Source organism: Bradyrhizobium sp. USDA 3397 (assembly GCF_054060965.1).
Genome location: NZ_JBSSDS010000001.1, coordinates 591,571 through 617,089 on the forward strand (window position 1 = coordinate 591,571; position 25,519 = coordinate 617,089).

Sequence of the window (25,519 nt, forward strand, 5' to 3'; positions counted from 1 at the left end):
CTCTAATAGGCGTAGAACATCCGCTGAATGTCCTTGGTGTCGGTCGTCTTGGTCAACGCCAGCATCAGCAAGATGCGCGCCTTCTGGGGATTGAGCGTATCCGAGACGACGAAGTCGTGCTCATCGTCCTTGGCCTCGCCATTGCGCGCGACGATGCCGTTGCCGACACGGCTGCTGCGAACGATCAGCACGCCTTTCTTGCGGGCATCGTCGAGCGCCGGCTCGACCGCCGGGCGGGCCAGGCTGCCGTCACCCACGCCGGCATGCACGACCCCCTTGGCGCCGGCAGCGACAAAGGCGTCGATCGCGACCCGGTTCATGTTGGCGTAGCCGTAGACGATGTCGACCTGCGGCAGGACATCGAGCTTGGACACGTCAAATTCGGAATCCGCCGTGTGCCGGCGGGTCGTTTGGCGATAGAAATACGGCTTGTTGCCCTGCATGTAGCCGAGAAAGCCGAGTTCGGGCGTGCGAAAGGTGTCTGCCGTGGTCGTGTTGTTCTTGGTGACGTCGCGCGCGGCGTTGATCTGATCGTTGAGGGCGACGAGCACGCCCTTGCCGACGGCTTCTTCACTGCCTGCGAGGATCACCGCATTGAAGAGATTGATCGGGCCGTCCGCGCTGATCGCGGTCGATGGACGCATCGCACCGACGACGACCACAGGCTTCTTGCTCTTGACGACCAGATTCAGGAAATAGCTGGTTTCCTCGATCGTATCGGTCCCGTGCGTGATCACGATCCCGTCCACGTCGTCCTGCGCGAGGAGCGTATTGACGCGCTTGGCGAGCTTCAGCCAATAATCATCGTTCATATTCTCGCTGGCGATCTGGAAGACCTGCTCGCCCTTGACGTTGGCCACGGTTTTCAACTCGGGGACGGCGTTCAAGAGGGTCTCGATGCCCACCGTGGCCGCGGTATACCCGATGACGGTGGTGCTGCTCGCCCCGCTGCCGGCGATCGTGCCGCCGGTTGCGAGAACCATGACGTTGGGCAGGCCGGGGCCTCTCGCGTTGGCAACGTCAACGATCATAAGCAGCGTAAAGAGCACGCTCATTATCGCCACCAAGTGATCACGCACGCGGAACTGCAACATCTCGTCCATCCTTTGCTGGAAGCCTCGTTGATGCGCCCCGGTTCGCTCAGCGCCGCATCATCTGTCAGCCGCTGCGTTCTGTCTAGGGTCGCGGCGCGTTTGCTTTACGCGCTCGGCGCGTGTCGGAAACTGGCGGCGGGGAGGCACAAAAAGCAAATGGCCGGGACATTCTCGCGCGAAGACGCGCTTCTGCCCGGCCATGACGGCATTTCGCCTGTGATGGCTTTGCTGAAAAAGCCGGGAACGGACTGCGCGTTTACGCGCTGGTCTCGCACTTCTTCATGAAGCTGTTCTTGGCGGCGCCGGCGAGCGGCTTGCCGTCGGCGCTGACGGCCTTGGGCGCGCAGGCGTCTTCCTTGCATTTCTTCAGGAACGAGGTCTTGGCGGCGCCGGCCAGCGGCTTGCCGTCCTTGCCGACGGCCTTGCTCTCGCAGGTTTCTTGCGCAAGGGCCGAACCCGCTGCGAAGGTGGCAACGATCGCAGCGACGAAAATCCGCTTCATCATGGGGGTCTCCTGAACCAGAAATGGCCGGCAGATTGGAGCCGGGAATCGTGGCGCAATCAAGCAGGATGAGCACTGGGCCGCCCGGTCGCCCGCTGATTTTTGCGCTTCAAGCGCGGGAGATGTCGCCTCTGTTGCAGTGCTCGCTGACCGCATCGGGCGATCCTGCTAGCGTTGGTCCCTTGAGATGGAGAGGAAGCATCGTGATGGACGCCGCGATCCCGCACGACCAGGCAGCCGATCGGCATTCCCACCTGGTTCGCCCCCAAGACATGGATTGGCAGAAGACGCGCTTTCCGGGCTGCGAGGCCAAGACGCTGCTGTTCGATCGGCGGACGGGGCTGATGACCGCCTTGATGCGTTTTGCGCCAGGATCGGTGCTGCCCGATCACGAGCATGTCGGCATCGAGCAGAGCTGGGTCATCGAAGGCGCGCTCGTCGACAAGGAGGGGCCGGCCAAGGGCATTGCCTGCAAGGCCGGCGAATTCATCTGGCGCGAGGCGGGCAGCCGGCACGCCGCCTGGTGCCCGGACGGCGCGTTGATCCTGGCGATCTTCCAGGTGCCGAACAAGTTTTTCGAGGCCGACGGCCGCGTGGTCGATGCCGCTGGCCAGGATTGGGACGAGACCTGGGGGCACACAGCGGCGCAGCGGGCGCAGAGCGCCTGATCGCCTTCACGCGCCGCGCATCAGCAGCGCCTTGAAGTCGGCCCGCGCGCGCTGCGCTTCGGCGCGTGCGACGTCGGAGGCGTCGCCCATGCCGAAATAGCCATGGATCAGGCCGGGACCCTCATGGTGCTTGACGCGAACGCCGGCGGCCTCCAGCGCCCGCGCATAGGCGGCGCCTTCGTCGCGCAGGGGATCAAACCAGGCGGTGGTTACGACCGCGGGCGCGACGCCGGCCAAGGAGGCAGCCCGCAGCGGCGAGACGCGCCAGTCGCCGGCGTGTGCGGGATCGGCGAGATAATGGCCGCAGAACCATTCCATCGTCGCCCGCGTGAGGAAGTAGCCCTCGGCGTTCTCGCTGCGCGAGGGATAGCGCGCGTTCTCGCGCGCATCGGCATAAGCGCCGACGACGTCGGTGACCGGATAGACCAGCAGTTGCGCGGCGAGCTTGATGCCGGCCTCTCGACAGGCGATCGCGCTCGTCGCTGCGAGATTGCCGCCGGCGCTGTCGCCGGCAACACCGAAGCGCTTTGCGTCACCGCCAAATTCCGCGACGCGGCCAAACACGTCGCTGACCGCGGCGAAAGCATCCTCGAAGGCGCCGGGAAAGCGCGTCTCGGGTGGGCGGCGGTAGTCGACGGAGACGACGACCGCGCCGGTCTCGATCGCAAGGTTGCGCGCCTGCCGGTCGTGGGTTTCGAGATCGCCCGCAACCCAGCCGCCGCCGTGGAAGAACACCACCGTCGGTGCCGGCGCGGCGCCGACCCGATAGACCCGTGCGGGAAGCAGACTGGCGCCGCCTTTCACCCTGATATCCTCGACGCTATCGACCGGCGGCGGCGGAATGGCGGCACGCGAGGCAGCCAGTGCGCGCAAGGAATCGCGGGCGCTCTGTGGCGTCATGACCGTGGGATCGCGCATCGGCATGAGCGGAATGATCTGGGCGATGACGGGATCGAGCGGTGCGGCCATGGGCGTATCCTCACAGGGTTCTTGGTCTTGCTTGGTCATTAGCATAGGTTTTACGGGCCGCATCGGCAACCGGCGTGCGTCACAGGGCCGGACGAACGGGCAGGGAGGTTCACGAGGTGGAATTCGAGACGCTGGTCCAGTCGCGCCGCAGCGTGCGTGGCTTCAAGAACGAGCCGGTGCCGCGCGCGGTGATCGAGGCGATCATCGAGAGCGCCAAGCGCGCGCCCTCGTCGATGAACACCCAGCCCTGGCATGTCCATGTGCTCACGGGTCATCCGCTGGAGGAGGTGCGTCGCCGCAACATGTCGGAGATGGCCGGCGGCGCCAAGGTCAAGCGCGACATCGTCAGCCATGGCGAATACCAGGGCGTGCATCGCACCCGGCAGGTCGACATCGCCAAGAAGCTGTTCGGCGCGATGGGAATCGCGCGCGACGACAAGCCGATGCGGCAGGACTGGGTGCTGCGCGGCTTCCGCCAGTTCGACGCGCCGGTCTCGCTGGTGCTGACCTATGACCGCGTGCTCGATCCCGGCGCGGTCTGCCACTTCGATCTCGGCGCGCTCTGCTACGGCATCGTGCTCGCGGCGTGGGACCGCGGGCTCGGCTCGGTCATCAACGGGCAGGGCATCATGCGCTCCGACATCGTGCGCGAGGTCGCCGAGATTCCGGAAGACGAGGTCATCATGACCTGTGTCGCGATGGGCTATCCCGACGACGGCTTTGCCGCGAACGCCGTACGCTCGGACCGCGAGCACAACCACCAGTTCGTGCGTTACGTGGGTTTTGCCGATTAGCACGAGCAAGAGGAGATTATTCTCTGGCGGAAAATATTTGGTGCGGTGTCGCGAGTGGCCTCTTGCAATCTCGAAGTCGCGGGAGGAACAATATGCGGACTGAGAGGTTTGTTGCTGGCGCGAGGGAATTGATATGCGGCGGCTGGCTAGCCTGGTTCGGCGGTTCTTCGGTCCGCGACTGCGGCCTAAGATCGATGATGATCCAAGTCTTCCTTTCACACCCGAAGAGTTCGGCCGGCTGATTCGCAGCGGCCGGCACGAGGACATGAAGCTGCTGGCCGACGGGCTGGCCTGCCGCTCCATCCCGCGCCGCGCCAGCCATCGTGCGACGCATTAGGCTGCGCTCGAGACGGGTCACAGCGCTCACCGCGTGAGCGCGACCTGCTTGAACGCGCGGACCAGCGCCTTCTCCAGCTTGCCTGTCATCTCGCACAGAACGTCGTAGGCCTCTGCGCGCGGCATGGTCGGCTTGTAGTGCCGGTGCTCGATCAGGGCTGCGAAGATGTCCGAGATCGTTAGAATCCTGACGATATCGCCAATGCTCTCGGCGCAGAGCGCATCGGGATAGCCGCTCCCGTCGAGGTACTCGTGATGATGGCGGACGGCATCGAGAATCTCCGGCGAGATCCCGTCATGGTCCTTGAGAAACGTATGGCCGGCGGCGGGATGCGTTTCGATCAGCGCGCGCTCGGCGGCATCGAGGCGGCCCGGCTTGTCGAGGATGGCGAGCGGAATCTGCGCCTTGCCGATGTCATGGAACATGGCCGCCGAGTAGAGACGTTCCAGGTCGGCCCTGCCGACGCCGAGGCTCAGTCCGAAGTCGATGGCGACACCGGTCACCAGCAGGCAATGCTGATAGGTTCCTTCGTGGTGCCGCCGCACCGTCATGAGCCACTCCGTCAGGCCATGCCGGGTGATGCGATCGGCGATCTGGCGACCGGCTTCCTTGGTGGCGTTTACGTCGAGCGGCTGGCCCAGGGTGACGGAGGTGAACATGGATGCGATCGCGGTCGCGGCGGTCTCGACGGCAGTGTCGGCCTGCGCGCTCGCGCGCGACGCAGCCGAGAGCGGATCAGGCGGATCAGACAGCGCCGCCAGCAGCTTCGCCCGGTTGATCGCGCCCGGCAGGACCAGGGTCGCTCCAAGCGCATAGGCCTGCGAAACGGAGACATGCGAGGTGTGCTCCAGCAGGAAAATCCGTTTCTTCGCTTTTGCGAGCTTGCCCGCCCGTTTCTTGATCGCCGCGATGTTGTCGACATCGCGAAGCTCGGCGCGAATGACGATGGCGGACGGCACCTCTGACAGCTTGGCCTCAGCGTCCAGCCGCTCGCCCGCGACGGCAAAGCGTTGCTCGAGGATCGAGCACACACCGGCCAGCTTGTCGGACGTGTCGGCCAGCACATGCACGAACGGGCGCGGCGCTCCAGCGACGGCGGTGCCGTCGAGGCTGGTGGGTTTGAGTGTGGTTTGCGCGTTCTGCACGGACATGACCCGGAATATCGCGGGCTCCCATCGAGGGGTCGAATTCTCGTCTACTTGGCCTGAGCGGCGGCCTGCGTTGCGGCAGCCGGCGTACTCGCCTGCTTCTTCTTGCTTTGCGAGGTGACGAAGTGGATGCCGGCCGTGGTGCCGTCGATCCAGACCAGCTCGCAGCGTCGGTAGGCCAGGCCCGTCGACGACAGCAGCATGAAGAATTCCTTGGCCTGGAGCACGTCCAGCGTGCCCTCGACCTCGACCTTCGCGCCCGTCTGCGAGACGTCGAGCAGGACGCAGCTGCGCCGCCAGGTGCCGTCGGAGCCCATCAGATTGACGGGCTGCCGGTGGTCCATTCGCACGCGCGCCGCCTTGCGGCCATCGAACTTCATTGCTTGTCTCCCACTCGTGCGGCGCGATGCGTCCCATCGCTTGGCTTGGCGCTTGCGGCGATTTGCCCCCAGCGCACCGTCCATTGGCTCGTGGACAGCAACTGCGTCTCGAAGATCCGTTGGGCTCGTTCGCGCTGGGCAAAGGAAAGACGCGCGCCGCTGCGATTGCTCAGGATGGCGAGCGTGGTCTGCCAGTTGAGCCGTGACGCGCGGCAGGCCATGACCAGACCCTCGCAATCCTCGTCGGCCATGACGTGCTCGACGATGTCGAGAGGCGCCCCCGAAAGCACCGACAGCGCCGTGAACAGATTGGCGGTCTCTCCACGGATCGCAAAGCGGTTCACGGCGGAATCGTTGAGCTTGCCGATGCGATTGAGGGCGACGATCTCCGGCCGCGCGCTTGCATAGGCGGCCGCGCAGGGCAGCTTGGCGATGTTTGGCGCGGCCGCTGCGGCTCGAGGCGACACGGCGGCCTTCTGCCCTGTGCCGGATTTCGGCGCTGCCGAGGTCGACAGCAACTCCCGCACGACCGTGTCGGGCGTATCCGGCCGGAGCGTCAGTGCCTTCGTGAGTTCACCATCCGTCAGGCATCTCTCAACGAGCGCAGCGTAAGCGGCATCAGAGAAACGTGCCTCTGTATTGCCGATCAGCGCAATACACGCGCTGCGGGCGCCGCCCTTGATCAGCGTCTCGATCACCGGCGGATCGATAGGCGCGCGGGCGGCGATCGCACATTGCTGCCGTTCGCCGGTCGCGGCCGCGATCGAGTTGAGATCGGCCGCGGACAGTGACTGCGAGCTGAGCAAGACAGGGCACGCCACCTGTGGATCGCGGTGGGAGGCGAGGCGTCGCACGGTCTTCGGCGGAGCCACCTTGAGCTCCGCGAGTGCCGTGCTGAGATCGATCAGCGCACCGGCCCCCACCCGCTCCGTCAACCGCAGCAGAACGCCGTCGGTCACATTGGCGAGCAATTCCTGAGGCCGGTCGCGGCTGCTGGTGAGCAGCTGCAAGATGCCGGAGAGGATGCGGGTGCAGCGGTCCAGCGGACACGTTGCGACTGCGTCTTCCAACTCGACCAGAGTATCAGCAGGCGAACTTGCCATCATTGGCGGGAGCCTGAGTTGAAAAAACTTGACTATACAACGTTCGTTATTGCATCTTACATTCGTTAATTTTTGATTTTAAAAATTAAATGTTGGGGTATTAATGCACCGCCAAATTCCAGGAAATACTATCGAAATTTGGTGGGACACGGCGCCACGGCCTGTCTTTAATCTTCAATGGTCTAGGACAAGTTTGATTGTTTCGGCGTAACCGAAAGCCGAAAGGGGGAGCGGCACGCGGCCGGACGGACTTCAAACACGACACTGCGTTTTTTTATTGCTATGAACAAAATTGATGATGTGCCCGGGGTGGCGCTCAGAACATTTCACTTTTCAGATGCCGACGAATTTCGAAGCGCCATTCGCGGGCTGAATTTCGAATTCACGTCCCTTGTACCGAAGATTTCGGCCGAGCAGACAATCCTGTCGTTGCCCGGCTGCGACGTGAACTTGACGCGCGCGTTTCCGCGGGTGGTTGACGCACAGCTCGTCGAGAATTGCACGGCGATCGGCTTCACGATGGACGACCTCGACGTACCAATTCGCTTCAACGGCTCGCAACGGGCGCGGCCCGTTGTGGTCATTGGCAACGGCGGGGCGGCCTACACCACCGTCGAGGAGGTGCAGCGGCAAATCGCCTCGGTCGTTTTCAGGCCGGAGGTGAGGGATCGTGGCTGGCCGCCCACGCTCTCGAGCTTCAAGATCTTTGAGGTTTCCGCGACTGGCTTGCAGCGGCTGCGCGGCGTGGTTCGTGGGGTGCTGGCCGAGGCGTCCGGGCCGGTCCCGCCACCGGAGCTCTTGTTGAAGAGCGCCGCGATGAAGGAGTCCCTGCTCGCAGCCGTCGACGAGGTCTTTGAATCGATCGTTCCGGTCCGCTGGACCCTGGGTCCCAACGACGGACGGAATTTCAGGATCTTCCAGGATATCCGCGCGCTGCTGTCCGACGACCTGTCGCAGCCGATCTATAGCGACGAGATCGCCCGCAAGCTCGGGCTGTCGGTTCGCACCATGCACGACGTCGTCCGCCGCTATCGCGGCATGAGCCTGCACCGCTATTTGCGTCTGCACCGGCTGTGGCTGGTGCGACGGCGCCTTCTCGCCGGGGCCGATAGCGTCAAGGCGGTGGCCCTGGCGTACGGCTTCTGGCACCTCAGCGATTTCTCCAGAAGCTACCGCGACCAGTTCGGCGAGACGCCGTCGCAAACGCTGGAGCATGGTCGCGGACGGTAATGCGACAAATCGAGTAGGGCTGGGCGCCGGTTTCGTGCTACCGTCGAGCCATGAGCAATCGCATTCTCGTTCTCTACGGTTCTTACCGTTCCGACCGCATGGGCATCCGCCTTGCGAATTTCGTCATCAACCGGCTGCGCGGCCGCGGCGAGGACGTCGAATTCATCGACGCCAAGGCGATCGGGCTGCCGATGCTGGACCGCATGTACAAGGAACATCCCAAGGGCTCGGCGCCGGAGGCGCTCGAGAAGCTGGCCGGGCAGATCCGCGGGGCCGACGGATTCGTCTTCGTCACCGGCGAGTATAATTGGGGCATGCAGCCTGGGCTGAAGAACCTCACCGACCATTTCCTGGAGGAATGGTTCTGGCGCCCGGCCGCGATCGTGAGCTATTCGGCCGGCCGGCTGTCCGGAGCACGCGCGGCGACCGCCTGGCACGGCACGCTCTCGGAGATGGGCATGGTGGTGGTATCGAGCACCATCGGTGTCGGCCCGATCGCGCAGACGCTGTCGGAAGCCGGCGAGCCGATCGGCGATGGCGGCAAGGCCCTGGAGCGCTCGTTTCCGCGCTTCGCCGACGATCTGACGTGGTGGATCGAGGCGGCGAAAGCGCAGCGCGCGCGCAAGGCGCCACCTTACTAGGCCGCCCGGACCTCACCGAGGAAGCGCTCGAACTGGCCGGCGAGATCGCGCGACTGGATCGAGAGCTGCTCGGCCGCGCCCAGCACCTCTCTGGCCGCGGCGCCGGTGTCGTCGGCGGCGCACTGCACGCCGGAGATGTTGCTGTTGACCTCCTGGGTGCCGCGGGCGGCCTCCTGAACGCTGCGGGCGATCTCCTTGGTCGCCGAGCCCTGCTCCTCGATCGCCGCCGCGATCGCGGTGCCGATCTGGTCGATCTCGGCGATGACGTCGGCGACGTTGCGGATCGCCGCCACCGTCTCGTCGCTCGCGGTCTGGATCGCGGTGATCTGCTCGGAGATCTCCGTCGTGGCCTTGGCGGTCTGGCCGGCCAGCGACTTCACTTCGGAGGCGACCACGGCAAAGCCGCGGCCGGCCTCGCCGGCACGGGCGGCTTCGATGGTCGCATTTAGCGCAAGCAGGTTGGTCTGCTCGGCGATGCTCTGGATCAGCGTCACGACGTCGCCGATCTTCTGCGCGCCCTCGGCGAGCGTGCGCGCGGTGTCGCCGGTGCGGCGGGCATAGTCGACGGCACGTGCCGCGATCTCGGTGCTCTGGGCGACCTGACGCCCGATCTCCGCGATCGAGGAGGTCAGCTCTTCAGTGGCGCTCGCGACCGTCTGCACGTTGGTCGAGGTCTGTTCGGAGGCGGCGGCGACCACGGCGGCCTGGCTGTTGGTCTGCGCCGCCGTCGAGGTCATCGACTGCGCGGTGCTTTCCATTGCAGCAGAGGCCCGCGACAGGCCGCCGACCAGCTCGGTCACCTTGGCCTCGAAGGCGCGGGTGAGATCGTCGAGCGCCTGGGCGCGGCGCATCTTGCCGTCGTTCTCGGCCTGCTTCTCGGCCGCGAGCCGATCGGCGCGGATCATGTTGTCCTTGAACACCTGAACGGCCGCGGCCATCGCGCCGATCTCGTCGGAGCGCTCGGCGCCCCGAATGGTCTCCGCAACCTCGCCGTCGGCGAGCCGCGACATGCGCGTCGTCAGGCCGACGATCGGCGCGCAGACGCGGCGGCGAACCGTCACGATGAGGCCGGCGCTGGCGATCAGCACGGCGACAAGGCCGACGAGCGCGATCGTGAAGCTGGTGTGCGCGGCCGACGAAGCGCCGGCGAGAATCTGCTCGGCGTTGTCGTAGAAGGCGTCGCGGACGCCGATGATGGTGCCGAGGCCGCGCTGCGTGGCGGCGTAATAGGTATCCATGTCGTGTTCGTATTTGCCGGTGATCGCGCCGTCCTTCACCAGCTTGAGCTCGCGGCCGAACTCTTCGACATAGATCGCGTTGAACTTCTCCAGGGCCTCCGCGACGTTCGCCGGGGTTGTTGGATTGCCGCGCAATTCCTGCAGCGACATCACGATCTGATCGTTGCGACCCTGCGAGCGGGCAATGTCGGCCTTCTCGGCGTCGGTCGCCGGCTTCTTTCCGCCGAGGAGATTCTTGTGCAGGCTGGAGTTGAAGCCGCCGACGTCGCGCAGCGTCATCGCGACATTGGCGTAGCTGGCCTGCCGGTAGGCGTCACCGTTCAGGATCGCCATGCGGCGGACCTGCTCGTTGAGCAGCGCAGTCACGCCGCCGTTGAGCACGGCATTGTCGACGACGATCTTCTTGGCGGCGTCCTTGCGCGCATCGGCGGGGCCCGCCAGCGCCTTGTCGATGGCCTCGCGCAAGCCAGTGAACTTCGCGTTGATGCCGTCGATGTTGCTGCCGATCGTGGTGCCGTCGTCGAACGGGCCGGGCAGCTCCTTGCGCAGTGCATTCATCTTGTCGCGGGCGCGGTCGGTCTGCTTGCGCAGCTTGTCCTGCTCGGCCAGCAGCGCAGGGTCGATGGCCGCAGGTCCATAGAGGATGTTGGTGGAAAAGCCGCGCTCCGGATTAAGATAGCGCGGGATGTCGCTGACCGCGCGGACGATCGCGAGGCGGCCTTGCGCCTCGCTGATCAGTTCCATGGTCTGATATTTCGTCACGGCGACGTAGACGGCGAGGCCGCCGCCGACGGTCGAGAGCGAGACGATGGCGCTGGTCAGGAGCGTACCGATTTTCATGATCTGTCCGGCAAATAACGGAGAATTATTTCGCCCGGACGATAGGGCGGCCATGTTAATCTGCGGTTTACGCTCTTTTGCCGTCTCAGCTGTAGGTCGCGCTGACCGATCCCAGCGGGCCAAAATCGGCAACGTAGGTTTCGCCAGCCTTGGGCCGGAGCATACCGGTCAGCGTTCCCGTGCTGATCGTCTGGCCGGCCTTGAGACCGATGCCGGTCCGCGACAGCTCGTTGGCAAGCCAGGCCAGCGGCACCAGCGGATGGTCAATCGCCTCTGCAGCGGAGCCGCGGCGTCTCTCAATGCCGTTGCAATTGAGGACGACATCCTGAGTGGCGACGTCGCGGCTGCGCCAGTCGGCGATGGGCTCTCCGAGCACGATCGTTCCTGATCCGGAGCCGTCGGCCATAATCGCTGGCATCGGCGGAAACGCCGCGTCGTGAATGAAGCGGCACTCGGCGAGCTCGATGCCGGGATGCAATGAGGCGACGGCGTCGCCGACCTCGTCCACCCTATAGGGCTTCGCGCGCGGCGGCAGATCGGCGCCGAGACGCGCCTGGAACTCGACTTCGGGGATCGGGCTGCATTGTCTGGCATGCTCGACGCTGGCGGGCGAACTCTTGATCAGGGGCGCGAACACCCGCCCATAGATCGGCGCGGAGATGCGAAGCTGACGCTGGAGCCCGGACTTCATGCCCGCGATCTTCCAGCCGACGACATCCCAGCCGAGTTCTTCTTCCACCATCTGCGCGACTTGGTACGCCGTGTCCGCATCCGGTGGGACCAGCCGTTCGTCGAGGCCGCTCTGTTGCCGGCCCTCGCGACGCAAATCGGCGAGCTGACGGGCGAGTTCGCGTTGCCGGGATAAGTCCATTGCGCGTCTCCAATCTATTTTTTTGTACAGGCGAGGGTGGTTGCGAGGACGATCTCCAGTTCCTCCTGAACCTGATCGAGCGCGTCGGCGCTGCGGCTGGCGCGGCACATCGCGACCGTGCCTTCGATCGAGGCGACGACGAGGGTTGCAAGCCGCTCGGCGCGCTCGGCAGCCAGTCCTTCGCGCAACAAGGCTGCTTGCATGATCCGCCGCCAATCGGCGAACACGCCGTCGGCGAGGTCGAGCAGGTGCTGCTGCGCGGCCGCGTCGTCCTTGTCACTGGGCTCACCGACATAGCGATCGACCGCCACGGCGAGCACGGGGCAGCCGGCCTCGAAGCCGGTTGCCTCCAACTGACGGCGCCATGATGCGACAAAAGCCTTGAGGCCGCCGATCACGCCGCGTTCGTTCATGGCTTTCTCCAGAGGAATGGATACCTGCCGTCCGGCGAAGGTCACGGCTTCGGCGATCAATTGCGGCTTACCGTCGGGGAAGTGGTGGCTGATCGAGCCGCGCGGCGTCGCTGTGTGGCGGACCACGTCGCGCATGCTGGTGGCGTTGACGCCGCGGCGGCTCATCAGGTCGGCGGCGCCGGCGATCATCCTGTCGCGTGTGGTGGCAGTCATCGGGAATCCTGCAATTGGCCATCTCCATCTAGACTATGACACTTGACATAAGCAAGCCGCGCTGAAATATGTCGAGTGTCATATTCGTGGAGAGATGCTAATTTGACCATCATCACCGTCACCGCACCGGCCGGACGGCTCGGCCTGCCGCAGCGTCGGCAGCTTGCGGAAAGCCTGACCGACGCCGTGCTCGAGCCGGAGGTCGGCCAGAAGGCGCCGGCGGCCCGAATGGGGTTCCAGGTGCATTTCCACGACCTGCCGCCCGACAGCATGGCGATCGGCGGCCGGTTGCTGTGCGATCAGGACAAGCCGCGCGACATCATCACCGTCAACATCGCCGTCATGAACGCGGCCTGGCCGCCGGAGGTGCGCGCCGAGGTGATCCGCAACGTGCTGGCGCGACTTGCGGAGGCCTGCAGCATGCCGGCGCCGTCGCCGACCTGGTGGGTCAATTTCGAGATCATCGATGAGGGAAGCTGGGGATCGCGCGGCGGGGTGCTCTCGATCCTTCAGCTGTTGGATTCCGGCGTGTTCACGCCGGCCCGGATCGAGGCGATCCGCGCGGCGCTTCAGCAGCCGGCCTGACTTGCTGCCAACACCACAATCGGGAGACGAGCACATGAGCGAAGGTCAGATCCGCACCGAGGTGCACGGCCACGTCCTCAAGATCATCATCGCCAACGCCGCGAAGAAGAACGCGTTCACGCCTGCGATGATGGAGCAATTGTCCGATGCACTCACCGAACTGCACGACAACGATGCCTATCGCGTCGGCGTGGTCTGCGCCGAGGGCGGGGATTTCACTGCAGGTCTCGATATGCCCAAATTCTTCGGTCCCACCGCGGAGAAGCGCAACACCAAGGACGGCAATGTCGACCCGTTCGGGCTCAACAAGCGCTGCCGCAAGCCGATCGTGACGGCCGTGCAGGGTATCGTCTACACCATCGGCATCGAGTTGATGCTCGCCGGTGACATCGTGGTTGCAGCCGATGACTCACGCTTCTGCCAGATGGAGGCGAGGCGCGGCATCGCACCGCTGGGCGGCGCGCATTTTCGCTTCCTGTCGCGGGCCGGCTGGGGCGATGCGATGTATCATCTGTTCCTCTGCGACGAGTTTTCGGCGCAGCGCGCGCATGCGATCGGTCTCGTCCAGGAGGTCGTGCCTGCAGGCGAGCAGATCGAGCGGGCGATGACGCTCGCCGCCATGATCGCGCGCAATGCGCCACTCGGCATTCAGGTGACCAAGGAAGCGGCGGCGAACTATGTCGAAGCTGGCGAAGCGGCCGCGATTGCCTACATCCCGAAAATTCGCGATCGCGTGCTCGGCAGTGCCGACGCCAAGGAAGGCATCCAATCCTTCATCGAGCGTCGAGCGGCCGTCTTCCAGGGGCGCTGATCGGCGCCGACTAGCGCGGCGCCTGATCGAGCTTTGCGAGGATCTCCAGCGTGGCGCCGTCGCGTTCGCCTGCGAAATATCGGGCGAGCGCCTGATCGAAGACGGGCTCGTCGGAGACCGCGCCGAACAGCGTCATCGACGAGCGGAATTTGGCGTCATCCGGCGCGCCGAGGATCGCGTTGATAGTCCGGCCATCGACCGCGAGCACCAGCCTGGTGCATTCGATCAGGCGACCGCCGAGGATGGGGTGGGCGAGATAAGCCTCGGCCTCCGCGCGGGAGCCGATGGCATAGCGCTGCGACATGGCGCTGAACCCGAGACCTGCGACCTGGGGGAAGATGAACCACATCCAGTGAGTCTGCTTCCGGCCCCTAGCCAGCTCGCCCAAGATGTCGCCGTAGACCGGGTCTTGGGCCCGGACAAAGCGATCGAGATCGAACGGATCGGTCATTGGATACCTTAGGGGATACCTTTGGAGGGCCTTGGCGGCCCCGATTATGCCTAACTTTTGGCTCCCAATGTGGTAGCTGGTATAGAGTCTCTCCGGGTGGGGGTGGGTAAGCCCCCGGGGGTCGATTTGGGGATCTGATGGTTTCCGACGCAGCACACGCCGAGAGGCTGTTGTCGCGCCGCCGTGTCGGGCGGGCTGAAACGATTCTGCTGTCTGTGGCCGCGATGGCGCTGGCGCTCGGCGCCGCCGCGTGGGTCGCCGATATCAGCGATTCGACCCCGCTGGTCTCCGCGGCGTTGCCGCCGGCCAATGCCCCCTCATTCGAGGACCGTTTCGCCTCGGCCTCGGCCGGCCCGTCGCCGCGCGAGCTTGGTCTGCGGGTGCTGGAGCGCTCCGCGGTGAATGCGGCCCAGCTCAAGCTGCGGGATGCCAAGGCGATGCTGGCCCAGAAGCTCCAAGGCGACGACTGGCGCTCGATCCTGACCGAGGACGACCGGTACATGACCGAGGAGGCGAGGCGCTCGCAGCGCGCCGACGCCATCCCCATGCCGCGCGCGCGTCCGGTCCAGGCGGACTTCTCCGCTCAGATCGCCTCCAGCCAGGCCTATGCGGACACCAATCTCAGGGTCGACAACCGCAATTTCTTCGAAAAATTCACCGACAAGATCAAGCTGGCCTCGCTGACGCCCGGCGACGGCCTGCTCGGCAGGGGGCCGGACCTCGCCGCTCTCGGCTACGATTCGCGCACCGCGGTCTACGACATCTCGGCCAAGGCGGTTTACCTGCCGAGCGGCGTGGCGCTGGAAGCCCATTCCGGCCTGGGCGCGCTGATGGACAATCCTGACCATGTCGATCGGCGGATGGTCGGCGCGACGCCGCCGGCGATCTACGATCTGAAGCCGCGCGAAAAGCCATTCCACGGCGTCCGTGCGCTGCGCATGACCCCGGTCGAAGGCACCAGCGCGCTCGGCCGCGTCGGGCTGCTCACGCACAATTACTTGCTCGGGCCGCGCGGCGATTCCAACGGCTGCGTCTCGATCAAGGACTATGATCGGTTCATCAAGGCCTACGACAATGGCGAGTTCAACCGCCTCGTCGTGGTGCCGAGCCTGCGCGGAGCGACGACCGCCTCGCAGCGCGCGAGCACCGATTCCTGATATTCGCCTGCGACGGCGGGGCTGCCGTTTCCCCTTCGTTAAGCCGTCCTCGTCCAGAAGCAGCCCATGAGTGATCCATCCAGTTCCGAGACCCCGCTGCGTACGACGTTCAAGATCAAGCTGAACGGCGACACGTTGGCGATCGCGACCGTCGGTCAGGCCTATCAATTCCTGACCAACTTCAAGTCGGTCGAGTGGATGGAATTTCGCTCGCTGCATGAGGACGCCGTCGCGGCCCTGGAAGGCGCCGCCGGTAACGCCATGCTGGCAGTGCAGGCAACCAACGCCGTGCGCGCGCTGTTCGTCAGCGCGAAGCTGCTCTGAGAGAATCTCTCCCTCTGGCCTGATCCGTCGTCCTCGAACCCACTGCAAGGCGGGTGCGACGAAGGCTTGCGCGTCCCGCGCCAGGGAGAGGGAATATGAAATTGGCAGAATTCATTGCAGGCATCGACGTTGGCGCGGAGCAACCAACCGAAGCCGCGCTCACCGCCTTCGAGACGTCCATCGGCTGTCGCTTGCCGGACGACTATCGCCGCTTCCTGCTGGCCTGCGCCGGCGGCTATCATCAGGGGGGCGCCGACTTCAACTGGCCGCATGGGGACTGGGCGGGTTCGGTGCAGGAGGTGCTGGGATTGCGGACCGACGAGTGCTCGCTGGTGCAGACGCGCCAGACGCCGCAATGGCCGACCGTCGATGAGCTGCTGTGGATCATGAGCGATCACGGCGGCAACCCGATCTGCATGACGATCGACAAGGCCCATTTCGGCAAGATCTGGTTCATGGACCACGAGATGGCCGAATACGAAAAGCCCTGGACACTGGCGCAGGCGATGTCCGATCAATGGGGCTATGTCCTGCCGCTAGCACCGACGTTTAGCGATTTCATCGCCGGCCTGTACGAGGAAGCAGCGGCCGCCTGAGGCGAGGCCGGGCCGAGCGGGCGGGTCCGCCGCGACATGCTGGGTCCAGCTGGTCCACGGTATCCGGTGCAACGCCCGACCTGTCTTTTCCGTCGCTTGAACTCCGCTCCCGGAACGGGCAAACGGTTCGACAAGAAACCGTGGCCCAAGCCATCCATTCGACGCTGAGTTCAAGGGAGACCCATCATGAAACGCCGTACATTCCTCCAAGGTGGTGCGGTCGCCGGCGCGACCACGCTGGTTGCGGCCCCTGCGATCGCGCAGAGCATGCCCGAGATTAAATGGCGCCTGACGTCGAGCTTCCCGAAATCGCTCGATACCATCTTCGGCACGGCGCAGACCTTTGCGAAATACGTTGCCGAGGCCACCGACAACAAATTCCAGATCCAGACTTTTGCGGCCGGCGAGATCGTTCCCGGCCTGCAGGCGCTCGATGCGGTCAGCACGGCATCGGTCGAGATGGCGCAGACCCCGCTCTATTTCTACATCGGCAAGGAGCCAGCGCTGGCCTATGCCACCGGCGCGCCGTTCGGCATGAACCATCGCCACCAGGAATCGTGGTGGCATTTCGGCGGCGGCGCAGACCTCACCAACGAGGCGCTCAAACCGTTCAAGGCGCACGCCATCCTCTGCGGCAATTCCGGCACCCAGATGGGCGGCTGGTTCCGCAAGGAGATCAAGACCGTCGACGACCTCAAGGGTCTCAAATTCCGCATCGCAGGCATGGGCGGCCACGTGCTGGCAAAGCTCGGCGTCGTGCCGCAGCAGATCGCCGGTGGCGACGTCTATCCAGCCCTCGAGAAGGGCACGATCGATGCCGCCGAGTTCGTCGGTCCCTATGACGACGAGAAGCTCGGTTTCCAGAAAGTCGCCAAGTACTATTACTTCCCCGGCTGGTGGGAAGGCGGCGCCATGCTGCACATGATCGTCAACGACGAGAAATGGGCTTCGCTGCCCAAGCAATATCAGGCGATCGTCAACCAGGCGGGCGCGGCGGCCGGCGCCTGGATGCTGGAAAAATACGACAGCGTGAATCCGGCGGCGCTCAAGCGCCTGATCGCAGGCGGCGCGGAGCTGAAGGCGTTCCCGCAACCGGTGCTGGAGGCCTGCTACAACGCGACCCAGGAGCACCTGAACGAGCTCGCTGCCAAGAGCGACCTGTTCAAGCGGACCAAGGAGAGCCACGACGCGTATATGAAGGAGGTGCTGTTCTATACGCAGATCGCGGAGAATTTCTACGACAACTATCTGCTCAGCAAGACGCGCAGCAAGACCTGAGCGGAAGAGACGAGGGGGCGGTGTTTACGCCGCGCCCAGCTTCGTAGCCCGGATGAAGCGCAGCGCAATCCGGGAGAGTGCCGGGTGAGGCGCGAGACCCGGATTGCGCCAACGGGCGGCGCGTCGCGCCGACCGTTGGCTCCATCCAGGGTACAGGACTTTGCATCCGCTCACGTAACCGCACGGAGGCATTAACCAGCCATTAACCATATCGGCCGCATCGTTAACCATTCAATAACAGGGAACGAGTCGGCCGCCATGGAGGCTGCAGCAAAGGTCCAACGTCAGATGGTGCGCCTGCGCGGGCGCTCCTATGTGGCTTTCGTGTTCACGCCGACGGTTCCGGTGCAGGACTGGCTGCACGAGATCGACGCCACGATTGCGCGCTCGCCCGGCTTTTTCGCCGGCCGGCCGGTGGTGATCGACCTGTCCTCGGTCGATCTCAGCCAGGCCGGCATCGGCCATCTGCTCACCAGCCTGCAGGACCGCAACATCCGCGTGCTCGGCATTGAGGGTGTGGAGGAGGGAAGGCTGACGCCGATGATGCCGCCGCTGCTGTCGGGCGGACGCAGCTGCGTGGTCGAGCCGAGCGCGTCGAAGAAGGCCGAAGCGAAGGTCGAGACCAAGCCGACGTCGCTGCTGCTCGAATCCCCGGTGCGCTCGGGCCAGACCGTGATCTTCCCAGAAGGCGACGTCACCATTCTCGGCTCGGTCGGCTCGGGCGCCGAGATCGTCGCCGGCGGCTCCATCCACGTCTACGGCGCGCTGCGCGGCCGCGCTATGGCGGGCGTCAACGGTCACACCAGCGCGCGCATCTATTGCCAGAAGATCGAGGCCGAACTGCTTGCAATCGACGGGTTTTATCAAACCGCCGAGGACATCGACGAGGCCCTGCGCGGCAAGCCGGCGCAGGCCTGGCTGCAGGGGAATACCATGCGAATTACAGCACTGAACTGACCAGCAAAGGAGACATTTCAAATGAGTAAGGTACTGGTCGTGACATCAGGGAAGGGCGGGGTCGGCAAGACCACGACCACCGCCGCGCTGGGAGCGGCGCTCGCGCAGCGCGGCGACAAGGTCGTTGTCGTCGATTTCGACGTCGGCCTGCGCAACCTCGACCTCGTGATGGGCGCCGAACGCCGCGTCGTGTTCGATCTCATCAACGTGGTGCAGGGCGTCGCCAAACTCCCGCAGGCGCTGATCAAGGACAAGCGGCTGGAGAATTTGTGGCTGCTGCCGGCGTCCCAAACCCGCGACAAGGACGCGCTGACGGAGGAGGGCGTCGGCAAGGTCATCGCCGAGTTGCGCAGCCGGTTCGACTGGGTGATCTGCGACAGCCCCGCCGGCATCGAACGCGGTGCCTCCATGGCCATGCGCTTTGCCGACGAGGCCGTGATCGTCACCAATCCGGAAGTCTCCTCGGTGCGCGATTCCGACCGCATCATCGGCATGCTCGATTCCAAGACGGTGCGGGCCGAGAAGGGTGAACGCGTCGAGAAGCACATCCTGATCACCCGCTACGATCCCTCGCGCGCCGCGCGCGGCGAGATGCTGACCATCGATGACATCCTGGAGATCCTTGCCACGCCCTTGCTCGGCATCATCCCCGAGAGCCAGGACGTGTTGAAGGCCTCCAACGTCGGCACGCCTGTGACTCTGTCGAATGCCGATGGAGCGCCGGCACGAGCCTATATGGACGCCGCCAAGCGCCTCTGCGGCGAGAACGTGACGATGCACGTTCCTGCCGAGCGCAGAGGATTTATGGACCGCCTGCTGCGACGGAGGGCTGCATGAGCATGGGTCTGCTTCGACTTCTCCGCGGCAAGAAGGCCACAGCGCCGGTCGCACGCGAACGGCTGCAGATCCTGCTTGCCCATGAGCGTGGAATACGCGGCCAGCCCGATCTGCTCGGTGTGCTGCGTGAGGAAATTCTCGCTGTCGTGTCCAAGCATGTGACGCTGGACCCGACCAAGGTCATCGTCCGGCTCGAACGCGGCGACGAGGTCTCGACCCTCGAGGTCGACATCGAGGTGCCCAACGACTTCGAGCGCAAGAAGGTGGCGGTCGCGTAGAGCGCAGCTTCACGTTTTGGGGTGGGTGAAAAGGCGGTCCGCCGGGCATGGCGGGCCGCCTTTGTCTTTGCCGCTCACATCGACGTCTTGGACCTGACATCGACGGAACGCGCCCCACGCCTCGATCGTTGTGAGCGACCCCCCGGCGGCGTTGCGCCGTCTTTGGTCACACGGGAGAGCGCCCATGATGTCCGAGGTCCAGGTCCATACACTTGCCCGGCAAATGCTCGAACAGCACGGCTTTGCTGCGATCGCGAAGGCCGCTGAGCAGGCCCAGGCCTGCGAGGGCCGCGGCGAAGTCGACGAGGCCAGGGAATGGCGTCACATTGTGGACGCCATGAAGATCATGCGCGGCCCGCATCACAGCTGACATTCGAACGCGCGAGTTTCAACGCTCCCCGCGATCGGCGCCTTGCTGCGGCGTGCGATTCTGTGTCTGGGGCTGCCCGCGCTCGCCGGCTTCCTTGCAGGGCAGCGGTTCCCACGAGCCGTCCGGCGCCTGCTGATAGGCACTGCAGGATGGCGAGGTGGACTTTTCCCCGCCCTTCTGGGCGTCGGAGTTTCTCGCCAATGCGGGCGCAGTCAGCACCGCGGCGGCTGCGATCGCGCCGGCGAAAACGAAATGGATACTCCGCATGAGGACCTCCTGTTCGAATCCGAAAAGAGGCCGCATGCTTTCGAGGATTGTGACGATTTTGGGCCGCGGCGGAGATTCCGTCGCGGCGTGCTTAACGCGGTGAAGCCGGCGCGCTAGCCACCCTTGCTGCGGATCAGGCCGGCGAGATTGGTCTTCTGGGCTTCGCACCAGCCGGACATGCCGAGGCGGCGCTGGTCCAGGTCGGTCGCCTTGGTCGCGATCGCGACCTCCGCCATCAGGTCATCGTCCTGCTTCTCGCCCATCTTGCCGCCGGTGTGCATCCAGGCGATCGCTTTGCGCACCTTCTCGGTGGTGCCGTCGGGTAGCTGCATCTGCTGCGCCCTCTGCACGAGGTCCTGATAGGCGAGATCGGTGTTGGGACACTCGACCTTGGCGGCGAAGGCCTGCAAGACCATCGTCACATAGGTCGATCGCGGCGGCGCATCGCCAGCGAGGGCCGGGGCGGCCAACAGCAACAGGCCCGTCATCAGAAAACCGGTTCGCATCCTTGGGACCTCCTCCATTTTCTCGAGAGGCTAGCGTCCGCCGCGCTGCTCGGCAATGGGATCGGGACACAATTGTCGCCGCTCGGCCGAGTAGGCTAACCTGCGCTCCCCAGCATCGGAGCGCGACATGAGCCTGTTCAGCACGCCGTTCGATCCCACCCGCGACACCGCGCTCGTCACCGGCGCGGGCAACGGCATCGGCCGCGCGATCGCGCTCGGCCTGGTCGGCGAGGGCATCCGTACCGTGTTCGCGGATGTCAGCGCGGAGCGGGTGCGCGCCGCGATCGGCGCGAGCGAGAGGCCAGATCTCGCCGTGCCCTGGGTCGGCAATCTTGCCAGCCTCGAGGCCTGCGATGAGCTGCTGACATCAGCACATTCCGCGCTGGGCGAGGTCACGCATTTCGTCCACAGCGCCTCGCCGCCGCGGCGCGAGGCGGATCACTTGCTCGCAGTCGATCGCAACATCTGGCAGGAGATGCATGCCGTCAATCTCGATGCCGGCTTTCACCTGGCGCGCGGGCTCGCCAAAGGTCTGATCGCGGCGAAGCGGCCGGGCTCGTTCCTGTTTCTGACCTCGCTACATGCGGGCACGCCGCGCAACCTGGCGCATTACTCGACGGCAAAGGCCGCCATGGCGATGCTGGTGAAGGAGCTGGCCAAGACGCTCGGACGCTACGACATCCGCGTCAACGCTCTAGTTCCCGGCGCGATCGCAGCCGGCGGGTTCGTCGCCGATCCCGCGCTGGCGCGGCACATTCCGCTCGGACGCCTCGGTGAGGCCGGGGATCTCGCACCGATGGCGCTCACGGTGCTGTCGAACAAGCTGTCCGCTTACGTCACCGGCGCGGCCTTCGTCGTCGACGGCGGATTGTCGCTGACGAACTGGTTCGAAGCACCAGTGCTGGATTAGCCTAGCGCTGCCAGGCCGGCACCGGATCGAGCGGCGTGCGATAGAGCTCGTTGTGATCGCGATCGGTGACGCGCACCGCGCAACCCTTCTGCTGCAGCTCCGGCTTCACCTGCGACAGCTCGCAGGCCAATTGATCAGCGCGATCGGAGGCAACCTCGATGTCCTCGAGGATGATTCCACCCTGGTTCTTGAACTCTTCACCAACCACGAGATCGAAATAATAGTAGGGCATCCGAATTCCCCGGTGTGACGATCTGAGCTTCAGTGCAAGTCTCAACACATGTCGGATGGTACCACTGAGTCGACCTCTATCGAATGAACAGAGCGCGCAATCTCTGGGCTTATGGCGCAGAAATGATGTGCAGCGTGCGGGCTCGTTAAGAATTTATTAAATATGCCTGCGCGATCATTAAGGCATGGAATTGCAGCAGAACCGGGCTCCGGGAACCGGCAGCTGCAAGAGAAGGCCGCCGGCATAGATCCCGACGGCCTTTTCTCTTGAGCGAGACGTCGCTCACCGTAATCGCCCGGAGTTAACGCTTCACATCGACTCGGACAGCGTGCGCGGGACGTCGGCGTTATTCTAACGCAGCGGCATCGGCGGACGAACGATAGGTCCGTCGTCATCGGCAACGGCTTGCGTCGTCGTGGTCGGCGCAGCCGGCGGCGCGGCGGCGGCCTGCGTTGACGGCGGCGGAGGTGCGAGCGGTGCGGGCGAAGAAGCCGGCATGTAGGTCCGCGTTACAGGCGGCTTGGGCTTGCGAACCGGCGGCGCCGCGGGCTGCGACGGGACCGCGGCTGCGCGTGCGCGCGGATCAACCGGCGGCCGCGCTTCGGTGACCGGCTTCGCTGCGGGTGGCCTCGCCATCTCGCGCGCCATCTGCTCCTGTCCGGCCTTCAACTCGGCGATGTTGGCCTTGAGCTGCTCGATCTGCTGCGCCATGGCGGCGAGATCGCGTGTCATCGATTGCACCGACTGCGCCGCGTCGACGGGCTGTGGTGCCGCGGGCGGAGCCGCAGCAAGCTGAGCTGCGGGCGGCGCAGCAGCTTGATCCACCGTTTGGTTGGGCGCGGCTTCCGCTGCGGTCGGCGCAGCCTGGGCGGCGGCGACCGGCGCGCTTTGCTGCGGTGTCGCAGACAGCAACGAGGTCGTCGGCAGCAGCGAGGTCAGCGCCGGGGTCCATTCGGCCAGCAACTGCTTTGCTGTGTCGCCGTGCTTCTCCCAGGCGATGCTGGCGGCCACGCTGGCGCCGGCGAGCAGGAACGTGACGAACGCCCCGCGCAGCCACTTGCCGACGGAGGACCGCTTCTTCATCACGGGACCATCGCTGGACGTGACGCGGACAGCGGTGTCGATCGACGGTGCCGCAGTGGATTTTCCGTAGACGACGTTGATGCTGGGCTCGGGCGCGCGCGCCGGCTCCAGAGTGAACTTCGGCGCGACCTTGGGCTGCGGGGCAAACTTGGGTTCCGGGGCAAACCTGGGCTCCGGACGCGGCGCGATCTCCGGCGCCAGCTCAGGCGACACGCTGGCGGGGCGCGAGGCCCGCACGATCTCGGGCGAGATCTGGACCGCGTCGTGAGGATCGTTGTCCTTGACCGTGTCTTTCACGATCTCATCGACGATTTGCTTGGCGTTCAGCGTCGCGAGCATCGCAGCTCCTTTGAAGCCCAGTGTTCGAGGTTAAGGCATCCGCATTGGCGCGGGGCTGATCCGAGGTGAGCCCATCCCCGGTCCCCATGCCGCACGAGTCCAGCCGGGTTTGACCAAAGCAAGGCGAGGGGATGGAGATGATGCGACACTCTTCCGCCCTTTGTGGTGATGGAACCCGATTTGCCGAACACGCGCATGTGTTCCTGCACCGCCTTGTTTTCAGCACGATTTTGGCAATATCTGACGACGTTGGGGGCGTTGTTATTCCGCTATTGGGGGGCCGGCGGTGCCAAGATCTCTACTCGTTTTGTTCGTCGCAGCCCTGTTGCCGCTCGGCGGCTGCATGCAGACGACACTTTCGCCATCGACGGATGCGAGCATGACGCCGCGCGACCGTCAGTTGCTCGCGCACGCGCCTTACGCGAAGGCGAACGTGCCCCAGCAATATCTGCGTCACATCGTCGATTATCATCGCAAGGAGCTGCCGGGCACGATCCTGGTCGATACCGACGCGCGCTACCTCTATTACGTGCTGCCCGAGGGCAAGGCGATCCGCTACGGCGTTGCGGTCGGCGAGGAAGCCATGGCGTTCTCCGGCGTCGCGCGAGTCGGCCGTTTGGCGGAATGGCCGGACTGGGTCCCGACCGCGGATATTCAGGCGCGACTCGGTCCCTATCCCGCGCGCGTTCCCGGCGGTCCCGCCAATCCGCTGGGCGCGCGGGGCATCTATCTCTATGTCGGCAACAAGGACACGCTCTATCGCATCCACGGCACCAACCAGCCCGAATATATCGGGCAAGCGATCTCGTCCGGCTGCATCCGGATGCGCAATGAGGACGTCATCGATCTCTACGACCGGGTGAAGCTCAATTCGATGGTCGTGGTGCTGCCGCCGGGGCAGAGCGCGCAGGCCGCGGCGGGCGGGCGCTGGCGCGGCTGAGGTCTGCGCCGGTCAGTTCGAGTTTTGGTGCGTTGTCACGCTCTAGTTCTCAGGCCGGGCGACCCGCCATTGCAGCGTCGTGGCGTTGCCGTTGGCGTCGCCCGGCGCCTTGTCGGCGGGCGAGGTGTAGAGCGGGCGATAACGGTAGGCCCACATCTTGCTGCCGTCGTTGCGGCTGATCACGGTGAAGTCGCCGACGGCCCTGGCGTCGGCCGTTGCGGCGAGCGGCACCCAGCTCTCGATGCATTTGCCGTTGCAGTTCGACGTCTTTCCCGTGGTGTCGCGCTCGTAATAGTAGAGCGTCATGCCGTTGAGATCGACGAGCTTGGGCCCCTGCTTGGTCAGGATCACCTTCGCGGGAGCCGTTGGCGCCTCGACCTTCGGCGGAGGAGGATCGCCGCCGCCATGGCCCCCTGCGACCGCCTGAACGGTCGAGAGCGCGACGGCCGCGGCCACAACGAAGAACCTGAACATCCGAAACTCCGCCCCGCAAAGTTAATCGCGCGTTAAGCGCCCCAATGCGGCCGACGTTAGCAGCCGAAGGTTAGTTCCTGGTTTCGTGCGCTGCGACAATTACGGACATGGTCCGCGATCAGAGCTGCGTATCGCGCAGCGGCGCGCGGCTGAGCTCGTTGCCGGCGGCGATCGCCTTGCGCAGCAGCCGCATCAGCTCCTCACCCTCTTTCGCGCTGAGGCCGCGCAGCATGATGCGCTGCGCGGATTCGACGGCCGGGGTGATCTTGCGCAGCGTGCGGCGGCCCTCGTCGGTGATTTCGAGCTCACGCGCGCGGCGGTCGCGGCTGGAGGGGCGCCGCTCCGCGAGGCCCTTCTGGACGAGGCGATCGATCACGCCGGTGATGGTGGTGCGATCGTAGGCGATCAATCCGGCGAGCGTCACCTGATCGAGCCCTGGATTGGCCTTGATGGTCGCAAGCGCCGCGTATTGCACCGGCGTGAGATCGAAGCCGGCATCCCCGACCTCGGCCAGAAACACCGCGACCGAGATCTGCTGGAAGCGGCGTGCCAGATGTCCGGGCATGTCGTTGTTGTCTTTCACCGAAATCTCCTCCGGGGCAGAGCGGTGCGGATCATTTGACAAGTATACTGATAGTCAGCATACTGAGCAATAACCAAACAGAATTTGGCGGGAGAGGTGC

General features: G+C 65.0%; 33 protein-coding genes. 17 read left to right on the forward strand and 16 right to left on the reverse strand.

Annotated elements, in window-relative coordinates; all coding sequences use genetic code 11:
• Positions 1-2 precede the first annotated feature (2 nt).
• Positions 3-1,055, reverse strand: coding sequence for a type II asparaginase (locus ACVWYQ_RS02810; RefSeq protein WP_404541457.1), 1,053 nt, complete (start codon positions 1,053-1,055; stop codon positions 3-5).
• A 295-nt stretch (positions 1,056-1,350) separates the two neighbouring features.
• Positions 1,351-1,599, reverse strand: a complete 249-nt coding sequence (locus ACVWYQ_RS02815) for a hypothetical protein (RefSeq protein ID WP_271546860.1) — start codon at positions 1,597-1,599, stop codon at positions 1,351-1,353.
• A 203-nt stretch (positions 1,600-1,802) separates the two neighbouring features.
• Between ACVWYQ_RS02815 and ACVWYQ_RS02820 the strand changes: the two genes are divergently transcribed.
• On the forward strand, positions 1,803-2,264 hold the full coding sequence (locus tag ACVWYQ_RS02820; protein WP_036000328.1) for a cupin domain-containing protein: 462 nt from the start codon (positions 1,803-1,805) through the stop codon (positions 2,262-2,264).
• Positions 2,265-2,270: 6 nt separating this feature from the next.
• Here ACVWYQ_RS02820 and ACVWYQ_RS02825 read toward each other — a convergent pair whose 3' ends face one another.
• Positions 2,271-3,233, reverse strand: a complete 963-nt coding sequence (locus ACVWYQ_RS02825; RefSeq protein WP_157284660.1) for an alpha/beta hydrolase — start codon at positions 3,231-3,233, stop codon at positions 2,271-2,273.
• 116 nt (positions 3,234-3,349) lie between these two features.
• On the opposite strand from ACVWYQ_RS02825, the gene ACVWYQ_RS02830 reads away from it, so the two are divergent.
• Complete coding sequence (locus ACVWYQ_RS02830; RefSeq protein ID WP_225114113.1) at positions 3,350-4,027, forward strand: nitroreductase; 678 nt, start codon at positions 3,350-3,352, stop codon at positions 4,025-4,027.
• Positions 4,028-4,160: 133 nt separating this feature from the next.
• Positions 4,161-4,364, forward strand: coding sequence for a hypothetical protein (locus tag ACVWYQ_RS02835; protein WP_036000317.1), 204 nt, complete (start codon positions 4,161-4,163; stop codon positions 4,362-4,364).
• A gap of 26 nt (positions 4,365-4,390) precedes the next feature.
• Here ACVWYQ_RS02835 and ACVWYQ_RS02840 read toward each other — a convergent pair whose 3' ends face one another.
• The 3 genes from ACVWYQ_RS02840 to ACVWYQ_RS02850 are packed head-to-tail and all read right to left on the reverse strand — an operon-like array spanning position 4,391 to position 6,998.
• A complete protein-coding gene (locus ACVWYQ_RS02840) occupies positions 4,391-5,509 on the reverse strand; it encodes an HD-GYP domain-containing protein (protein WP_271547268.1) in 1,119 nt (372 codons plus the stop codon).
• 50 nt (positions 5,510-5,559) lie between these two features.
• A complete protein-coding gene (locus ACVWYQ_RS02845; RefSeq protein WP_271546855.1) occupies positions 5,560-5,892 on the reverse strand; it encodes a PilZ domain-containing protein in 333 nt (110 codons plus the stop codon).
• The gene (locus ACVWYQ_RS02850; protein WP_404541454.1) at positions 5,889-6,998 is read right to left on the reverse strand and encodes a DUF2336 domain-containing protein; all 1,110 of its coding nucleotides are present in this window, start codon (positions 6,996-6,998) and stop codon (positions 5,889-5,891) included. The genes ACVWYQ_RS02845 and ACVWYQ_RS02850 overlap by 4 nt, the downstream gene beginning before the upstream one ends.
• 279 nt (positions 6,999-7,277) lie before the next feature.
• Here ACVWYQ_RS02850 and ACVWYQ_RS02855 point away from each other — a divergent pair, with 279 nt between their 5' ends.
• A complete protein-coding gene (locus ACVWYQ_RS02855) occupies positions 7,278-8,225 on the forward strand; it encodes an AraC family transcriptional regulator (RefSeq protein WP_404541452.1) in 948 nt (315 codons plus the stop codon).
• A 50-nt stretch (positions 8,226-8,275) separates the two neighbouring features.
• The gene (locus ACVWYQ_RS02860) at positions 8,276-8,866 is read left to right on the forward strand and encodes an NADPH-dependent FMN reductase (RefSeq protein WP_271546851.1); all 591 of its coding nucleotides are present in this window, start codon (positions 8,276-8,278) and stop codon (positions 8,864-8,866) included.
• Here the strand turns inward: ACVWYQ_RS02860 and ACVWYQ_RS02865 are convergent.
• From ACVWYQ_RS02865 to ACVWYQ_RS02875, 3 genes are all read right to left on the reverse strand, one after another.
• Entirely contained in the window at positions 8,863-10,944 is a 2,082-nt protein-coding gene (locus ACVWYQ_RS02865; protein ID WP_404541450.1) for a methyl-accepting chemotaxis protein, read from the reverse strand. The genes ACVWYQ_RS02860 and ACVWYQ_RS02865 overlap by 4 nt on opposite strands.
• A gap of 85 nt (positions 10,945-11,029) precedes the next feature.
• Entirely contained in the window at positions 11,030-11,815 is a 786-nt protein-coding gene (locus ACVWYQ_RS02870; RefSeq protein WP_404541448.1) for a 2-keto-4-pentenoate hydratase, read from the reverse strand.
• Between the two features lie 14 nt (positions 11,816-11,829).
• Positions 11,830-12,417, reverse strand: a complete 588-nt coding sequence (locus ACVWYQ_RS02875; protein WP_404541446.1) for a TetR/AcrR family transcriptional regulator — start codon at positions 12,415-12,417, stop codon at positions 11,830-11,832.
• A 126-nt stretch (positions 12,418-12,543) separates the two neighbouring features.
• Between ACVWYQ_RS02875 and ACVWYQ_RS02880 the strand changes: the two genes are divergently transcribed.
• Positions 12,544-13,026 carry a tautomerase family protein gene (locus ACVWYQ_RS02880; RefSeq protein ID WP_404541444.1) on the forward strand — a complete coding sequence of 161 codons (483 nt, stop codon included), beginning with the start codon at positions 12,544-12,546 and terminating at the stop codon, positions 13,024-13,026.
• Positions 13,027-13,060: 34 nt separating this feature from the next.
• A complete protein-coding gene (locus tag ACVWYQ_RS02885; RefSeq protein ID WP_404541442.1) occupies positions 13,061-13,837 on the forward strand; it encodes a crotonase/enoyl-CoA hydratase family protein in 777 nt (258 codons plus the stop codon).
• A gap of 10 nt (positions 13,838-13,847) precedes the next feature.
• On the opposite strand, the gene ACVWYQ_RS02890 is transcribed toward ACVWYQ_RS02885, so the two are convergent.
• The gene (locus ACVWYQ_RS02890; protein WP_275499253.1) at positions 13,848-14,288 is read right to left on the reverse strand and encodes a DUF1810 domain-containing protein; all 441 of its coding nucleotides are present in this window, start codon (positions 14,286-14,288) and stop codon (positions 13,848-13,850) included.
• A 206-nt stretch (positions 14,289-14,494) separates the two neighbouring features.
• Here ACVWYQ_RS02890 and ACVWYQ_RS02895 point away from each other — a divergent pair, with 206 nt between their 5' ends.
• The 8 genes from ACVWYQ_RS02895 (at position 14,495) to ACVWYQ_RS02930 (ending at position 20,085) form a co-directional block, all read left to right on the forward strand.
• Complete coding sequence (locus ACVWYQ_RS02895) at positions 14,495-15,445, forward strand: DUF2778 domain-containing protein (RefSeq protein ID WP_157287478.1); 951 nt, start codon at positions 14,495-14,497, stop codon at positions 15,443-15,445.
• 66 nt (positions 15,446-15,511) lie between these two features.
• Positions 15,512-15,769 (forward strand): hypothetical protein, encoded by a 258-nt coding sequence (locus ACVWYQ_RS02900; protein WP_024338019.1) that lies wholly within the window; start codon positions 15,512-15,514, stop codon positions 15,767-15,769.
• 95 nt (positions 15,770-15,864) lie between these two features.
• Positions 15,865-16,365, forward strand: a complete 501-nt coding sequence (locus ACVWYQ_RS02905; RefSeq protein ID WP_404541440.1) for an SMI1/KNR4 family protein — start codon at positions 15,865-15,867, stop codon at positions 16,363-16,365.
• A 186-nt stretch (positions 16,366-16,551) separates the two neighbouring features.
• Positions 16,552-17,643 carry a TRAP transporter substrate-binding protein gene (locus ACVWYQ_RS02910; protein WP_157287464.1) on the forward strand — a complete coding sequence of 364 codons (1,092 nt, stop codon included), beginning with the start codon at positions 16,552-16,554 and terminating at the stop codon, positions 17,641-17,643.
• 258 nt (positions 17,644-17,901) lie between these two features.
• Positions 17,902-18,600, forward strand: coding sequence for a septum site-determining protein MinC (gene minC, locus ACVWYQ_RS02915; RefSeq protein WP_275499248.1), 699 nt, complete (start codon positions 17,902-17,904; stop codon positions 18,598-18,600).
• Positions 18,601-18,621: 21 nt separating this feature from the next.
• Positions 18,622-19,437, forward strand: coding sequence for a septum site-determining protein MinD (gene minD / locus ACVWYQ_RS02920; RefSeq protein ID WP_036022837.1), 816 nt, complete (start codon positions 18,622-18,624; stop codon positions 19,435-19,437).
• Positions 19,434-19,715 (forward strand): cell division topological specificity factor MinE, encoded by a 282-nt coding sequence (minE, locus tag ACVWYQ_RS02925; protein ID WP_157287460.1) that lies wholly within the window; start codon positions 19,434-19,436, stop codon positions 19,713-19,715. Before minD ends, minE begins: the two co-directional genes overlap by 4 nt.
• A gap of 184 nt (positions 19,716-19,899) precedes the next feature.
• Positions 19,900-20,085, forward strand: coding sequence for a hypothetical protein (locus ACVWYQ_RS02930; RefSeq protein WP_271546830.1), 186 nt, complete (start codon positions 19,900-19,902; stop codon positions 20,083-20,085).
• Positions 20,086-20,103: 18 nt separating this feature from the next.
• Here the strand turns inward: ACVWYQ_RS02930 and ACVWYQ_RS02935 are convergent, their stop codons facing one another.
• Both ACVWYQ_RS02935 and ACVWYQ_RS02940 read right to left on the reverse strand, forming a co-directional pair.
• Positions 20,104-20,352: a hypothetical protein gene (locus tag ACVWYQ_RS02935; RefSeq protein WP_404541438.1), complete on the reverse strand. Its 249-nt coding sequence runs from the start codon at positions 20,350-20,352 to the stop codon at positions 20,104-20,106.
• Between the two features lie 113 nt (positions 20,353-20,465).
• On the reverse strand, positions 20,466-20,858 hold the full coding sequence (locus ACVWYQ_RS02940) for a hypothetical protein (RefSeq protein WP_271546826.1): 393 nt from the start codon (positions 20,856-20,858) through the stop codon (positions 20,466-20,468).
• Between the two features lie 127 nt (positions 20,859-20,985).
• Here ACVWYQ_RS02940 and ACVWYQ_RS02945 point away from each other — a divergent pair, with 127 nt between their 5' ends.
• Positions 20,986-21,768: an SDR family NAD(P)-dependent oxidoreductase gene (locus ACVWYQ_RS02945; RefSeq protein ID WP_271546824.1), complete on the forward strand. Its 783-nt coding sequence runs from the start codon at positions 20,986-20,988 to the stop codon at positions 21,766-21,768.
• Between the two features lies 1 nt (position 21,769).
• Here ACVWYQ_RS02945 and ACVWYQ_RS02950 read toward each other — a convergent pair whose 3' ends face one another.
• The gene (locus tag ACVWYQ_RS02950; RefSeq protein ID WP_025035960.1) at positions 21,770-22,000 is read right to left on the reverse strand and encodes a DUF6894 family protein; all 231 of its coding nucleotides are present in this window, start codon (positions 21,998-22,000) and stop codon (positions 21,770-21,772) included.
• A gap of 351 nt (positions 22,001-22,351) precedes the next feature.
• On the reverse strand, positions 22,352-23,422 hold the full coding sequence (locus tag ACVWYQ_RS02955; protein ID WP_404541436.1) for a hypothetical protein: 1,071 nt from the start codon (positions 23,420-23,422) through the stop codon (positions 22,352-22,354).
• A gap of 343 nt (positions 23,423-23,765) precedes the next feature.
• Between ACVWYQ_RS02955 and ACVWYQ_RS02960 the strand changes: the two genes are divergently transcribed.
• Positions 23,766-24,362: a L,D-transpeptidase gene (locus ACVWYQ_RS02960; protein WP_404541434.1), complete on the forward strand. Its 597-nt coding sequence runs from the start codon at positions 23,766-23,768 to the stop codon at positions 24,360-24,362.
• Between the two features lie 42 nt (positions 24,363-24,404).
• On the opposite strand, the gene ACVWYQ_RS02965 is transcribed toward ACVWYQ_RS02960, so the two are convergent.
• Together ACVWYQ_RS02965 and ACVWYQ_RS02970 are read right to left on the reverse strand one after the other, a co-directional pair.
• Positions 24,405-24,836, reverse strand: coding sequence for a COG4315 family predicted lipoprotein (locus tag ACVWYQ_RS02965; protein WP_404541432.1), 432 nt, complete (start codon positions 24,834-24,836; stop codon positions 24,405-24,407).
• Between the two features lie 118 nt (positions 24,837-24,954).
• The gene (locus ACVWYQ_RS02970; RefSeq protein ID WP_271546818.1) at positions 24,955-25,419 is read right to left on the reverse strand and encodes a MarR family winged helix-turn-helix transcriptional regulator; all 465 of its coding nucleotides are present in this window, start codon (positions 25,417-25,419) and stop codon (positions 24,955-24,957) included.
• Positions 25,420-25,519: the final 100 nt, after the last annotated feature.

Coding starts and splice junctions, on each gene's coding strand:
- ACVWYQ_RS02810 (WP_404541457.1), bottom strand. CDS start 1,055: ATGAGCGTGCTCTTTACGCTGCTTATGATCGTTGACGTTGCCAACGCG.
- ACVWYQ_RS02815 (WP_271546860.1), bottom strand. CDS start 1,599: ATGATGAAGCGGATTTTCGTCGCTGCGATCGTTGCCACCTTCGCAGCG.
- ACVWYQ_RS02820 (WP_036000328.1), top strand. CDS start 1,803: ATGGACGCCGCGATCCCGCACGACCAGGCAGCCGATCGGCATTCCCAC.
- ACVWYQ_RS02825 (WP_157284660.1), bottom strand. CDS start 3,233: ATGGCCGCACCGCTCGATCCCGTCATCGCCCAGATCATTCCGCTCATG.
- ACVWYQ_RS02835 (WP_036000317.1), top strand. CDS start 4,161: ATGCGGCGGCTGGCTAGCCTGGTTCGGCGGTTCTTCGGTCCGCGACTG.
- ACVWYQ_RS02845 (WP_271546855.1), bottom strand. CDS start 5,892: ATGAAGTTCGATGGCCGCAAGGCGGCGCGCGTGCGAATGGACCACCGG.
- ACVWYQ_RS02850 (WP_404541454.1), bottom strand. CDS start 6,998: ATGATGGCAAGTTCGCCTGCTGATACTCTGGTCGAGTTGGAAGACGCA.
- ACVWYQ_RS02855 (WP_404541452.1), top strand. CDS start 7,278: ATGAACAAAATTGATGATGTGCCCGGGGTGGCGCTCAGAACATTTCAC.
- ACVWYQ_RS02860 (WP_271546851.1), top strand. CDS start 8,276: ATGAGCAATCGCATTCTCGTTCTCTACGGTTCTTACCGTTCCGACCGC.
- ACVWYQ_RS02865 (WP_404541450.1), bottom strand. CDS start 10,944: ATGAAAATCGGTACGCTCCTGACCAGCGCCATCGTCTCGCTCTCGACC.
- ACVWYQ_RS02870 (WP_404541448.1), bottom strand. CDS start 11,815: ATGGACTTATCCCGGCAACGCGAACTCGCCCGTCAGCTCGCCGATTTG.
- ACVWYQ_RS02875 (WP_404541446.1), bottom strand. CDS start 12,417: ATGATCGCCGGCGCCGCCGACCTGATGAGCCGCCGCGGCGTCAACGCC.
- ACVWYQ_RS02885 (WP_404541442.1), top strand. CDS start 13,061: ATGAGCGAAGGTCAGATCCGCACCGAGGTGCACGGCCACGTCCTCAAG.
- ACVWYQ_RS02890 (WP_275499253.1), bottom strand. CDS start 14,288: ATGACCGATCCGTTCGATCTCGATCGCTTTGTCCGGGCCCAAGACCCG.
- ACVWYQ_RS02900 (WP_024338019.1), top strand. CDS start 15,512: ATGAGTGATCCATCCAGTTCCGAGACCCCGCTGCGTACGACGTTCAAG.
- ACVWYQ_RS02905 (WP_404541440.1), top strand. CDS start 15,865: ATGAAATTGGCAGAATTCATTGCAGGCATCGACGTTGGCGCGGAGCAA.
- ACVWYQ_RS02910 (WP_157287464.1), top strand. CDS start 16,552: ATGAAACGCCGTACATTCCTCCAAGGTGGTGCGGTCGCCGGCGCGACC.
- minC (WP_275499248.1), top strand. CDS start 17,902: ATGGAGGCTGCAGCAAAGGTCCAACGTCAGATGGTGCGCCTGCGCGGG.
- minD (WP_036022837.1), top strand. CDS start 18,622: ATGAGTAAGGTACTGGTCGTGACATCAGGGAAGGGCGGGGTCGGCAAG.
- minE (WP_157287460.1), top strand. CDS start 19,434: ATGAGCATGGGTCTGCTTCGACTTCTCCGCGGCAAGAAGGCCACAGCG.
- ACVWYQ_RS02930 (WP_271546830.1), top strand. CDS start 19,900: ATGATGTCCGAGGTCCAGGTCCATACACTTGCCCGGCAAATGCTCGAA.
- ACVWYQ_RS02935 (WP_404541438.1), bottom strand. CDS start 20,352: ATGCGGAGTATCCATTTCGTTTTCGCCGGCGCGATCGCAGCCGCCGCG.
- ACVWYQ_RS02940 (WP_271546826.1), bottom strand. CDS start 20,858: ATGCGAACCGGTTTTCTGATGACGGGCCTGTTGCTGTTGGCCGCCCCG.
- ACVWYQ_RS02945 (WP_271546824.1), top strand. CDS start 20,986: ATGAGCCTGTTCAGCACGCCGTTCGATCCCACCCGCGACACCGCGCTC.
- ACVWYQ_RS02950 (WP_025035960.1), bottom strand. CDS start 22,000: ATGCCCTACTATTATTTCGATCTCGTGGTTGGTGAAGAGTTCAAGAAC.
- ACVWYQ_RS02955 (WP_404541436.1), bottom strand. CDS start 23,422: ATGCTCGCGACGCTGAACGCCAAGCAAATCGTCGATGAGATCGTGAAA.
- ACVWYQ_RS02960 (WP_404541434.1), top strand. CDS start 23,766: ATGCAGACGACACTTTCGCCATCGACGGATGCGAGCATGACGCCGCGC.
- ACVWYQ_RS02965 (WP_404541432.1), bottom strand. CDS start 24,836: ATGTTCAGGTTCTTCGTTGTGGCCGCGGCCGTCGCGCTCTCGACCGTT.